This is a genomic window from Noviherbaspirillum sp. Root189 (assembly GCF_001428545.1).
Taxonomy (GTDB): Bacteria; Pseudomonadota; Gammaproteobacteria; order Burkholderiales; family Burkholderiaceae_D; genus Noviherbaspirillum.
In genome coordinates, this window is sequence record NZ_LMHZ01000025.1 from 50,897 (window position 1) to 63,256 (window position 12,360).

The window sequence follows — 12,360 nt, forward strand, 5'->3', positions numbered from 1 at the left end:
ATGCACCCCGCCCACTAAAGAACGGCCCCTTCCCCCTTTTAGGGGGAAGGCTGGGATGGGGGTGTGAAGGTCGCACGGATGACTGCGGTTGATTCAACCTTCACACCCCCTCCCCACCCCTCCCCCTAAAAGGGGGAGGGAGCAAGCCAGTCCAGCGCTAACTTCCGCGCGCCGAACATAAGCCACGCCCAAACAACAATTCTGCATTTACAAGAGCCAACAACATGGACATCAAGCACTACATGAACGAAGTCGGTCAACGCGCCCGCAAGGCGTCGCGTGCCATGGCCAAGGCCGACACCGGCGCCAAGAACAAGGCGCTGTCGCTGATCGCCACAGCCATCCGCGAGCAGGCGGACGACCTGCGCGCGGCTAACCAGAAAGACCTGGAAGCCGCCCGCGTCAATGGCCTCGCTCCCGCATTGCTTGATCGCCTGACCTTGTCGGACAAGGCCATCGCCACCATGGCTGAAGGCCTGGAACAGATCGTCGCCCTGCCCGATCCGATCGGTGAAATCTCCAACATGAAATATCGCCCGACCGGCATCCAGGTCGGCCAGATGCGCGTGCCGCTGGGTGTCATCGGCATCATCTACGAGGCCCGCCCGAACGTCACCGTCGACGCCGCCGGCCTCTGCATCAAGAGCGGCAACGCCACCATCCTGCGCGGCGGCTCCGAAGCCATCCACTGCAACCAGGCACTGGCCAAGCTGGTCAAGGCCGGACTCGCCGGCGCCGGTTTGCCGGAAGATGCGGTACAGATCGTCGAAACCACCGATCGGGCCGCGGTCGGCGAACTGATCACCATGCCGCAATACGTCGACGTCATCGTGCCGCGCGGCGGCAAGGGCCTGATCGAGCGCCTGATGAAAGAGTCCAAGGTGCCGATGATCAAGCACCTCGACGGGATCTGCCATGTCTATATCGATGACAAGGCGGATATCGACAAGGCACTAAGAGTCGCGTTCAACGCAAAATGCCAGCGCTATTCGCCCTGCAACACCATGGAAACCTTGCTGGTGGCACGCAGCATTGCACCGCAAGTGCTGCCCAAACTTGCCGAATTGTATGGCAGCAAGGAAGTGGAACTGCGCACCGACGACGAAGCCGGCAAGCTCCTCGCCGGCTATCCGAAACTGGTGGCCGCGACCGAAGAGGACTGGCGTACCGAATACCTTGCCGCGATCCTGTCGGTGAAGATCGTGGCCAACGTTGACGAGGCCATCGATCACATCAATACCTACTCGTCGCAGCACACCGATTCCATCATCACCGAGGACTACAGCAGTGGCATGCGTTTCCTGCGCGAGGTCGATTCGGCTTCCGTGATGATCAATGCCTCCACGCGTTTTGCGGATGGATTTGAATACGGTCTCGGCGCCGAAATCGGTATCTCCAACGACAAGCTGCATGCGCGCGGCCCGGTCGGACTGGAAGGCCTGACATCGCTGAAGTACGTGGTGTTCGGCCACGGCGAAATCCGGGAGTAGGCATGCTCTGGGTGAAATCGCTACACATCGTCTTTGTCGCGTCTTGGTTTGCCGGCCTGTTCTACCTGCCCCGCATCTTCGTGAACCTGGCAATGGAATCCGACGCGACCGCCACCACGCGACTGCTGATGATGGCGCGCAAGCTCTATCGCTTCATGTCGATACTGGGGATTTTCGCCTTGGTGTTCGGCCTCTGGCTATGGCTGGGATACGGCATCGGCAAGGGGCCGGGCAACGGCTGGCTGCATGCCAAGCTGGCGATTGTGGTGCTGCTGATCGGCTATCACCATGCCTGCGGTGCGCTGCTGAAGAAATTTGAAAATGGCCGTAATGTGCGCGCTCATACCTGGTACCGCTGGTTCAACGAAGTTCCCGTGATCGGCCTGCTGCTTGTCACTATCTTGGTCGTGGTCAAACCTTTTTGATGCGGTCGGGACTAACTACTTTGTGAGGAGGATGGGATGGCAAAGGTTTGTGAATATTATCTGGCGCCGCAATCGCCGTGGACCTACCTGGGTCATGAGCGTTTTGTCGCACTGGCAAAAAAGCACGGCGTACAGGTGGACATCAAGCCATGCGATCTCGGCAAAGTCTTCAATGTGTCGGGCGGCTTGCCGCTTGCCAAGCGCGCACCGCAGCGCCAGGCGTATCGCCTGGTTGAACTCAAGCGCTGGAGCGAATATCTTCAGATGCCGATGAACATCCAGCCGAAGTTTTTTCCGGTACCGGGCGATCCGGCAGCGAAGCTTATTATCGCGACCCGGCTTGCGCACGGCACTGACGCTGCATTGAACATCGCCGGTGCAATCATGCGTGCAGTGTGGGCGGAGGAACGCAACATCGGCGACATGGATACGCTGGCGGCGATTGCGCTGGAGTGCGGGCACGATGGCAAGGCTTTGCTGAAGTCCTCCGAGACGGCGAGTGTGCAGGCCGAGTATGACCGATACACGGAAGAGGCGATTGCCGCCAACGTGTTTGGATCACCCTGGTACGTGGTCGATGGCGAAGGGTACTGGGGGCAGGACAGGCTGGACTTTGTGGAACGGGCGTTTCAGAAGCTTTGATTGAACGCTGCGTTGTTGCTGCGCTCCCCACAAACGCAATTGCAATTATTGATTTACAACGGATAAAGGGTTCCCCATGGCATATTCTTATTTTTGTCCCTGTCCGCGCGGGCTTGAAGCCGCGCTGGCAGAGGAAATCGGTGAAATCGCCCAACACAGCAAAACGCTGAAAGTCCACAATCAGGTACCGGGTGGCGTGCATTGCTCGGGTTCGCTGTCGGACAGTTACCGCATCAACCTGCATTCGCGGATTGCGTCGCGCGTGCTGCTGCGCATGGCGCAGGCCGGTTACGCGAACGAAAACGATATCTACGACCTCACCCTGGCCCAGCCCTGGGAAGAGTGGTTCGACGTCGACCACACCATCCGCGTCGACCTCACCGCGATCAAATCGCCGCTGAAAAGCCTGGAATTCACAACGCTCAAGATCAAGGACGCGGTATGCGACCGTTTCCGCGACCTGTACCAGAAGCGTCCATCGGTCAACACCCGTACGCCGGACATGCGCATCGTCGGTTTCCTCGACGCGCACAGCTACACCGTCTACCTTGACACCTCCGGCGAAGCGCTGTTCAAGCGCGGCTGGCGCCAGGAAACCGGCGATGCGCCATTGCGCGAAAACCTCGCTGCCGGCTTGCTGCGCGTCTCCGGCTGGACACCCGGCACCGTGCTGTTCGACCCGATGTGCGGCTCCGGCACCATCCTGATCGAAGCCGCACAAATCCTGGCCGGCATTCCGCCGGGTTCCCGCCGCAACTTCGGCTTTGAAAAATTCCTCGGCTTCAAGGCTGCCGAATGGCAGGCCATCAAGGACGAGGTCAAGCCCAATCCCCTGCCTCGCACGCCGACGCTGTTTGGCAGCGATATCTCCGGTGACATGATCGTCATGGCGCGTAACAACCTGCAGAGCGCCGGCATCCAGTTCGATGTGCCGCTCAAGCAGATCGAGGCGCAGGAAGTCAAACCGCCAAGCGGTATTCCCGGCATCATCCTGACCAATCCACCGTATGGCGAACGTATCGGCGTGCGCGGCGACAGCACCCAGCCGCCCGACGAAATGGCGACCGCGTTCTACAGTTCCTTCAGCACGACGCTCAAGCAGCGTTTTCCTGGCTGGAAGGTGTTCCTGTTCACCGCCGACCTTGGCTTGCCCAAGCTGCTGCGTCTCAAGGAATCGCGCAAGACACCATTCTTCAACGGCGCGCTGGAATGCCGGCTGTTCCGCTTCGACATGGTGGCCGGGTTTAACCGTCGAGAAGAAGCCAAGCCGAAAACTTCCTGACAAAGCCTCCTGACATGAAGGCCGGCGCCTGCAGGCAAGTCGCTAAGCTTTGGGTTATTCTTCTTTTTTCAAAATAAGACCAGGAGACACCCATGCTGCAACAAGTCAAGGGCTTGCCCAAACTGAACGATGGCGCGCTGCTGCGCAATCAGGCTTACTTGAACGGTCATTGGGTCGGCGCGGCGGCGACGTTCGATGTCACCAACCCGGCCGACGGCGTCACGATCGCATCGGTACCCAACATGGGCGCGGACGAAGCGAAGTCGGCCATCGACGCGGCGCAGGCAGCCTTCCCTGGCTGGTCTGCAAAAACCGCGAAAGAACGCGCTGGCGTCTTGCGTAAATGGTTCGACCTGATGATCGCGCATGCCGATGACCTCGGCGCCCTGATGACCGCCGAACAAGGCAAGCCGCTGGCCGAAGCAAAGGGCGAAGTTGCCTACGGTGCCAGTTTCGTCGAATGGTTCGCGGAAGAAGCGAAGCGGGTCTCCGGCGATGTCATGGCATCGACCTGGAGCGACAAGCGCATGGTGGTGCTGAAGCAGCCGATCGGCGTCTGCGCGGCGATCACCCCGTGGAATTTCCCGATTGCGATGATCACCCGCAAGGTCGCTCCGGCGATCGCAGCCGGCTGCACCATCGTCATCAAGCCAGCCGAACAGACTCCGCTTTCAGCGCTGGCGCTGGCCGAACTGGCACACCGTGCCGGCATACCGTCCGGTGTCATCAACATCATCACCGCCGATTCGCAGCGCTCGATTGAAGTCGGCAAGGTCTTGTGCGACAGCCCCATCGTGCGCCACCTTTCCTTTACCGGATCGACGCCGGTTGGCCGAATCCTGATGCAGCAAAGTGCGCCGACCGTCAAGAAGCTGGCGCTTGAGCTTGGTGGTCATGCTCCCTTCATCGTCTTCGAGGATGCGGATATCGATGCCGCCGTTGAAGGTGCGCTCGCCTCCAAGTACCGCAATGCCGGCCAAACCTGTGTCTGCACCAACCGCTTCTATGTCCATGAGGCGGTCTATGATGCCTTCGTTGCGAAGCTTGCCGCCGGCGCTGCCGGCATCAAGGTCGGCAACGGTTTTGAACAAGGCGTCGCACAAGGCCCGCTAATCGATGGCCAGGCCATCGCCAAGGTCGAGGAGCATGTGGCCGATGCGCTCGCCAAAGGTGCAAACGTGCTCGCTGGCGGCAAGCCACACGCGCTGGGCGGACACTTCTATGAGCCGACGGTACTGGGCAACGTTACCGCCGACATGAAGATCATGCGCGAGGAAACCTTCGGTCCGGTCGCGGCAGTGGCAAAGTTCAAGACCGAGGAAGAAGCAATTGCCGCAGCCAACGATACGGACTTCGGCCTTGCCAGCTATTTCTATTCGCGCGACATTGGCCGCGTCTGGCGCGTTGCCGAGAAGCTGGAATACGGTATGGTCGGCATCAATACCGGCTTGATTTCCAATGAAGTCGCACCATTTGGCGGCGTCAAGCAATCGGGCCTTGGGCGTGAAGGCTCCAAGTACGGCATCGAGGAATACCTGGAAATGAAATACCTCTGCATGGGTGGTATCTGATCAAACAAGGCTAGATCGGGTGAGCCCGAATCCGGCCTACGGGCCGGTGTTTTGCCTTCATCTTGCCTTCATTTTTTCAGCGCCGTCATTTCTCTTCGGAAATTTTGACCACATATTGCTATAGATCCCATTCAGAGGAAATAGCACCGTGTCAGAACTTGATCCACGCTCGTTGATCTTTGTTGCCGGATTGCTCGGCCTGCTGACCGAGGAGCTGGCGCGCAGCCAACGCCATGGCCGGCCACTCGCGCTGCTCATGTGCGACCTCGATAACTTCAAGTCCATCAACGACCGCTTTGGTCATTCGGTTGGTGACCGCGTGATTATCAACTTTGTTGAACGCACCAAGGACCTGCTGCGCAACATCGACTCGCTGGGCCGCTACGGCGGCGAGGAATTCATCGCCCTGTTACCCGAGACCTCGCTGCAGGAAGCAAAAGCGATTGCAGAACGCATCTGCTTTCATATCTCCGAAGCGACCGTGGACGAACTGCCAAGGTATACAGTGAGCATCGGCGTCGCTGTTGCGCGGGGAGGTGGTATGGAAGTTGACACGCTGTCGAGTGAAGCGGACCGTGCGTTGTATTGTGCGAAGGCGAATGGCCGGAATCAGGTAAATCTGGCGGAGAGCCTGGTGAAAGCAGCGTACGCATACTGATCAAGAGGATCATCTATCTTACAAATCTCGATGGTTATTCCCCTAAGAAAAAGCTGTCCTTCCAAATTTCATTGGCACAACATTACACCATTCGCTAACTGCCACGTTTTAAAAAATGATCCGTAACATTTTTCAGCACGCTGCCCATTCCGCCGTTTTTGCCAATCCCCCTCAAACCCGCGTAAAATGCGCCTGACGCGGGTGTAGCTCAATGGTAGAGCAGAAGCTTCCCAAGCTTACGACGAGGGTTCGATTCCCTTCACCCGCTCCAGGATGCCGGCACCGAATGGTGCCTTTTTTATTTGCCTAGCTCTTAGTTTCTATCATCTAGCATGTCCGACAATCACTCCGATGACGCCGTACCGCGGCAGATGCTGTACGACCCGACCGAACATCGCATTCGCAGTTTTGTAACGCGCGCCGGCCGGCTTTCGATCGCGCAGGCCCGGGCGATCGATACGCTGGGTCCGCAGTTCTGCATTCCTTATGTCAAGGCACCCTTCGATTTCAATCAGGCTTTTGGCCGCACTGCGCCATTGATTCTTGAGATCGGTTTCGGCATGGGCGATACGACTGCGAAGATCGCGGCCGGCATGCCGGACAAGAACTTTGTCGGGGTGGAAGTGCACACGCCCGGCGTCGGCAGTCTGCTCAAGCTGATCGGCGAACAGAATCTGAACAACCTTCGTATCCTGCAGCACGATGCGGTGGAAGTCGTGACGCACATGATTGCACCGGATTCCCTCGCAGGCGTGCATGTGTTCTTTCCTGACCCTTGGCACAAGGCGCGCCACAACAAGCGACGCCTGATCCAGGGACCGTTTGTGGCATTGCTGGCATCGCGCCTTGCGCCGGGAGGTTACCTGCATTGCGCAACCGACTGGCAGGAATATGCGGAACAGATGCTTCAGGTATTGGGCGATGAACCAAGCCTGCAAAATACCGCTGACGACTATGCGCCGCGCCCGGATTACCGGCCGGTGACGAAGTTTGAAAACCGTGGCATCAAGCTGGGGCACGGCGTGTGGGACCTGGTGTTTGTAAAGAAATAAGGTCCACACACCACGCGGACCATCCCTGAGGCTTTGTGCCGACTGATGCTCTCAAAAGAAACGGGACGATTCTGGAAAAAATCGTCCCGTTTTTGTTTCAATAACTTTTCTGTCAATGCTTCAGCCGGGGTTATGGCGTCTCATTAATGAGGCTGCATCGCGGCACACATCGTTAGCGCTTACTTGCGTACCTTTGCAATCTCGCCCTGCAATTCCTTGATCAGGTCCGCACCGCCTTCGGACGCAAACTTGTCGAATGCCGGCTTGGCTTTCTCACGCATGCGGCCCAGTTCAGCATCGCTGACCACAGTGACCTGCATACCCTTCTGCTTCAGGAAATCGACCGCCTTGGTGGCGGCTTCGCGGCTGTCCTTACGCTCGAAATCACGTGACGCGGCGGCAGATTCCTGAATCGCTTTTTTCTCGTCGGCAGACAGACCGTCCCACCATTTTTTGCTCACGAGGACAATCCATGGGCTATAGACGTGCTTGGTGAGCGACAGGTATTTCTGCACTTCGTAGAACTTGCTCGACTGGATGGTATTGACCGGATTTTCCTGGCCGTCGACCGTCTTGGTTTCAAGGGCGGTGAACAACTCGGAGAACGGCAGGGGTACCGCATTGGCACCGAAACTGTTGAACATGTCGATATAGACAGGGTTTTGCATCACGCGCAGCTTGATGCCCTGGAGGTCTTCCAGCTTGGCGACCGGGTGCTTGGTATTGGTCAGGTTACGGAAACCGTTTTCCCAGTACACGAGGCCGACGAGTCCCTTGTCCTGCAGCTTGCCGATGAGCTTCTGGCCAAACGGGCCATCGAGTACCGCATCGGCTTCCTTCTCGTTATTGAACAGGAAAGGCAAGTCGTAGACGCCAAAGTCCTTGACGATACCGACTAGCGTCGCTGTCGATCCCACCATCATTTCCTGTGCGCCGCCGATCAGTGCGTTCTGCATTTGTGTATCGCTGCCGAGGCTGGCATTGGCAAAGCCTTTTGCCTTCATCTTGCCGCCGGTTCGCTTGGCGAGATCGTCGGCAAAAAATTTCACCGCGCGCCCCTGATTGCTGTCCTCGGCTAGTCCATAGCCGAAGCGGATGATGCGCGGTTTATAATCGGCTGCCTGCACGCTGGCTGACAATCCGGCCAGCGCCAGAGCGATGGCTAATGCATTGACGATTTTTTTCATGATGTCTCCTTTGGGTGATTTGATCGGTGTTAGCGGAACCAGGTCATCGGCATGGTGATGATCCCGGGGAAAACGGTGAACAGCCCCAGCAATAGCGTATAAGCCAACAAGAATGGCCAGACACCGCGTGTGGCACTTTCCATGGATATTTTGGCGACACCACAGACCACATTCAGCACGGTGCATACCGGCGGCGTAATCAATCCGATGGTGCCGACCAGCACAAACATCACGCCGAAATAAGTCGGATCGATTCCGGCCTTGACGGCGACCGGCATCATCACGGGAGCCATCACAAGAATGGTCGGCGTCAGGTCCATGACGATGCCGACCGCCAGCAACAGCAGCATCATCGCGCCCATCAGCAAGCGTGGATCGTTCATCAATGGCGCCAGCATGTCGATGACCTGTGCCGGCAGATCGGCCAGTGTCACCATGTAGGAAGACACCAGTGCCCCTGCGCACAGGAACAAAACAATGCTGGTGGTGCGCGACGCGTCGATCAGGAGCTTGATCAGTGTCTGGAGGTTTACTTCACGATAGACGAATACGCTGACTAGCAGTGAATACACGGCGGCGACTACCGCTGCTTCGGTCGGCGTAAAAATGCCGCCGCGCAGGCCACCGATGATAATTACCGGCAGCAGCAACGCCCACAGACCATCGATCAGCGCATGCTTGCGCTGCGCCCAGCTTGCTTTCGGCTGCGCCACCACAGTCATGCGTCGCGTCATTGCCATCCATACGCCGACCAGCACGATGCCCATCAGTACACCGGGAACGATCCCCGCGAGGAATAATGCGCTGATCGAGGTATTGGTCGCAACGCCAAAAATAATGAATGACATCGATGGCGGAATGATGGGGGCAATGATGCCGCCCGATGCGATCAGACCGGCACTTTCGGGCACAGGATAACCATTGTCACGCATCATCGGAATCAGCAGCGTCGCCAGTGCCGCCGTATCGGCAATCGCGGAGCCGGAAAGGCTGGCGAGCAGTACGGCTGCGGCAATCGCGACATAGCCAAGCCCGCCCCGGATGTGGCCGACGAGACTGACCGCGAGGTTGATGATGCGGCGCGAAATGCCGCCCGCGTTCATCAGTTCGCCGGCGAGAATGAAGAAAGGCACAGCCATCAGCGGGAAGTTGTCCGCACCGGACAGCATATTCTGCGCAACCAGCTGGGCATCGAAAAAATCCAGATGGAACATCAGCACGACGCCCGTCAGCAGCAACGCGAAAGCGATCGGCATGCCGAGCGCCATCAGCACGGTCAGCGATGCCAGGAAAATACCCATCGTCATTCTGCTACTCCTTGCGGCTGGCCCGCAGGCATTTGCGGCGCATCGATTTCAGTTGGGAGGGCGTTTCCCGGAATGACCGCACGCGGGTCGTTACGGATAATGCGCCAGAGATTGGCGGCGACGATCAGCATCATCGTTCCGGCGCACAGCAGACCTGAGCCCGCCATCAATGCGGTCGGGTAACCCAGCACCGTGGAATACGTCGTCATGCCGATTTTTGTCTGTGTCCAGCTGCCGCTGAAAAAAAGCCAGAGACCATACAAAACCAGCAGGTGACTGAGGACGGCACATGCACGACGCAGCTTCGGTGGCAGTATGGCCTGCACCAGCTCGACACCCAGATGCGCATGGTGACGCAGGGCCAGGACGGCGCCGAGAAAGATCAGCCACACGAACATCAGGCGCGCAATCTCTTCAGCCCATGCAATACCGGAACCGAAGCCATAACGTAAAACCACATTGCCGAAGACCAGTACCACCATGATCGACAACGCCAGCGCCATCAAGTATTCGGCAAGCCGTTCCGCACGCGGTAAAAGATGTTTCATGTCTTGTCCTTCGTGTCTTCGAAATCAAAGTTCGCCAGCACGCAATCGACTAGTTCATCCGGCGACAAGCGGATATCCGCGCGCATGCCAGCCTCGTCCGCCTGCAATGGCTCTAGATCGCGAAACTGGCTATCGAGCAGCGTCACCGGCATGAAATGATCCGCCCTTGCCTGCATGCGTTGCGCGATCAGTTCGCGATTGCCATCGAGATGCACGAAGTACAAGTCCGGATCGCCGCCACGGAGCAGGTCACGGTAACGACGTTTGAGCGCGGAACAGGACAACACAAGGCCGGAATCGCGCTCCGCCGCATCGCGGATTTGCTGTTGCAGGATGAGGAGCCAACCTTGGCGGTCATGGTCGTCAAGCGGCTGGCCCGCAGCCATCTTGGCAATATTGGCTTGCGGATGATGCTCGTCGCCCTCGACATGGGTAAAGCCAAGACGCTCGCCGAGCAGACGCCCTATTTCACTTTTGCCGCAGCCGCTGACGCCCATCACGATCCAGCGCATCGGCGGTTTTCTACGGTTGTTGTTTGTTGGTTCCGACATGCGAGACAGGCGCCCGGGAAAGTTAAAGAGTTGTGCAGACCTTGGTTTTGCGCTACTGTTAGCGCTAACAGTAAGCCGGATTTTAATGCGCGGTCGCAGTTTGTAAAGGAATTTCGATGCGGCAGTGCAGCAAATGGCGATGTGGTCGCTTCGAGCGACAAGCTCTTCTGCAATGGGCATGGCCTCCCAAGTCTCTTGAAGACATGGCATGCCTTGCGAGCATAGGTTGATTACGGTAAAAAGCTTTTTTATGGCAACTCGAAAACCTCGCCCCACTCAAACCGGTCGCGTCACCCTGAGCGAGATCGCGGAACGCGTCGGCACCAGTTCGATTACCGTCTCGCGCGTGCTCAATGCACCGCACCTGGTGTCGGCGGAGCTGCGCACGCAGATCGAAAGCGTGATCGCGGAACTGGGCTATATGCCCAACCGCGCCGCACGCGCATTGGCGCGTGCCCGCTCGGAAAGCGTTGCGGTACTCATCCCCTCCCTGTCCAACACCGTGTTCACGCAGCTATTGGAAGGCGTACGTGACGTTCTGCACACGGCGGGTTACCGGACCCTGATTGGAGATACCCGTTACTCGCCGGAGGAAGAAGAAAGCCTGCTACGCGCGTATCTCGAACATTCGCCGGACGGCATCCTGATTACCGGCTTCGACCAGACCACCGCGACGCGCGAACTGCTCAAACGCAGTCGTATTCCCGTCGTGCACATGATGGAATTGACCGATACTGAGGCTTATTCGGTTGGGCTGGAGCAATTCGATGCGGGACGTACCATCACCAGACACCTGCTGGAACGTGGCTACCGCCGGATCGGTTTTCTGGGCGCACAGCTTGACCCGCGCGTGATGGAGCGCCTTGCCGGATATCGTGCGGCATTGCACGACGCCGGACTCAATTATCCGATCGGCGAACTGCTCGACCCGACGCCGTCATCCATCGGTCTCGGCGCTAACCTGCTCGGCCGCTTGCTCGAGCAGGCTCCACAGACCGACGCCCTGTTTTGCTGCAACGACGACCTTGCCCTCGGCGTGCTTTTCGAATGCCAGCGGCGCAGCATTCCAGTTCCACAAAAGCTGGCTGTCGCGGGATTCAATGACCTTGCTGCCGCTGCCTGGGTGCATCCCGCACTGACGACCATTGCGACACCACGCTATGACATCGGCCACACGGCGGCGAGCATGCTGCTGCAGTTGATGAACGGTGAAAAACCAACGCCGGCAAAGAAGGATTTGGGGTTTTCATTGGTGGCGAGGGAAAGTACTTGAGGTGCCGCTTATCTGTATTTGAAACACCGTGCTGCGGTCAACACCGCTGTAGCTGTCGAACCATTTACTGATTGATATCCTGTTCAGTGGTCGGCTGAAGGCGAAGCGAAGCAGCAATTGATCTGCGGCTTAGCCCCGGCAAAAAGCTTGACCCTGCCTCTCACAACGTTTCCAGAACTATGAGGATTTTCTAATCACCTCACGAAGCAAGTGGCGCAAAGTGCTTGTGCCCGCATGAAATGTTGATGTATTGTTAACATATCTGTTTGACAATACTTTCCATGCCACCCGCTGCTCCACCCTCCCGCTCGCCCGGTCCCGCCGGTCCCACCTCGCCCGACTTCCTGCTGGCCGAACTCCAGCGCAAGTATCAC

Annotated in this window: 12 protein-coding genes and 1 tRNA gene; 9 read left to right on the forward strand and 4 right to left on the reverse strand. The window is 58.0% G+C overall.

Annotated features, from left to right (window positions below; genetic code table 11):
- The first annotated feature begins 224 nt into the window (after positions 1 to 224).
- From ASE07_RS16400 to trmB, 8 genes are all read left to right on the forward strand, one after another.
- On the forward strand, positions 225 to 1,490 hold the full coding sequence (locus ASE07_RS16400; protein WP_057291912.1) for a glutamate-5-semialdehyde dehydrogenase: 1,266 nt from the start codon (positions 225 to 227) through the stop codon (positions 1,488 to 1,490).
- A 2-nt stretch (positions 1,491 to 1,492) separates the two neighbouring features.
- Positions 1,493 to 1,915, forward strand: coding sequence for a CopD family protein (locus tag ASE07_RS16405; protein WP_057291913.1), 423 nt, complete (start codon positions 1,493 to 1,495; stop codon positions 1,913 to 1,915).
- 36 nt (positions 1,916 to 1,951) lie between these two features.
- Entirely contained in the window at positions 1,952 to 2,557 is a 606-nt protein-coding gene (locus ASE07_RS16410; RefSeq protein ID WP_057291914.1) for a 2-hydroxychromene-2-carboxylate isomerase, read from the forward strand.
- A 76-nt stretch (positions 2,558 to 2,633) separates the two neighbouring features.
- Positions 2,634 to 3,839 carry a THUMP domain-containing class I SAM-dependent RNA methyltransferase gene (locus tag ASE07_RS16415; RefSeq protein ID WP_057291915.1) on the forward strand — a complete coding sequence of 402 codons (1,206 nt, stop codon included), beginning with the start codon at positions 2,634 to 2,636 and terminating at the stop codon, positions 3,837 to 3,839.
- Between the two features lie 92 nt (positions 3,840 to 3,931).
- Positions 3,932 to 5,410: an NAD-dependent succinate-semialdehyde dehydrogenase gene (locus ASE07_RS16420; protein ID WP_057291916.1), complete on the forward strand. Its 1,479-nt coding sequence runs from the start codon at positions 3,932 to 3,934 to the stop codon at positions 5,408 to 5,410.
- 148 nt (positions 5,411 to 5,558) lie between these two features.
- Positions 5,559 to 6,068, forward strand: a complete 510-nt coding sequence (locus ASE07_RS16425; RefSeq protein WP_057291917.1) for a GGDEF domain-containing protein — start codon at positions 5,559 to 5,561, stop codon at positions 6,066 to 6,068.
- 197 nt (positions 6,069 to 6,265) lie between these two features.
- A tRNA-Gly gene (locus ASE07_RS16430) sits at positions 6,266 to 6,339 on the forward strand.
- 61 nt (positions 6,340 to 6,400) lie between these two features.
- On the forward strand, positions 6,401 to 7,120 hold the full coding sequence (gene trmB / locus ASE07_RS16435) for a tRNA (guanosine(46)-N7)-methyltransferase TrmB (RefSeq protein WP_082584200.1): 720 nt from the start codon (positions 6,401 to 6,403) through the stop codon (positions 7,118 to 7,120).
- Positions 7,121 to 7,299: 179 nt separating this feature from the next.
- On the opposite strand, the gene ASE07_RS16440 is transcribed toward trmB, so the two are convergent.
- From ASE07_RS16440 to ASE07_RS16455, 4 genes are read right to left on the reverse strand one after another with little or no spacing between them, the layout of a single operon-like run.
- Complete coding sequence (locus ASE07_RS16440) at positions 7,300 to 8,307, reverse strand: TRAP transporter substrate-binding protein (RefSeq protein ID WP_057291918.1); 1,008 nt, start codon at positions 8,305 to 8,307, stop codon at positions 7,300 to 7,302.
- Positions 8,308 to 8,336: 29 nt separating this feature from the next.
- Positions 8,337 to 9,614, reverse strand: coding sequence for a TRAP transporter large permease subunit (locus ASE07_RS16445; RefSeq protein WP_057291919.1), 1,278 nt, complete (start codon positions 9,612 to 9,614; stop codon positions 8,337 to 8,339).
- Entirely contained in the window at positions 9,611 to 10,162 is a 552-nt protein-coding gene (locus ASE07_RS16450; protein WP_057291920.1) for a TRAP transporter small permease, read from the reverse strand. The genes ASE07_RS16445 and ASE07_RS16450 overlap by 4 nt, the downstream gene beginning before the upstream one ends.
- Positions 10,159 to 10,674: a gluconokinase gene (locus ASE07_RS16455; protein ID WP_235548494.1), complete on the reverse strand. Its 516-nt coding sequence runs from the start codon at positions 10,672 to 10,674 to the stop codon at positions 10,159 to 10,161. Before ASE07_RS16455 ends, ASE07_RS16450 begins: the two co-directional genes overlap by 4 nt.
- 289 nt (positions 10,675 to 10,963) lie before the next feature.
- Between ASE07_RS16455 and ASE07_RS16460 the strand changes: the two genes are divergently transcribed.
- A complete protein-coding gene (locus tag ASE07_RS16460; RefSeq protein ID WP_057291921.1) occupies positions 10,964 to 11,986 on the forward strand; it encodes a LacI family DNA-binding transcriptional regulator in 1,023 nt (340 codons plus the stop codon).
- Positions 11,987 to 12,360: the final 374 nt, after the last annotated feature.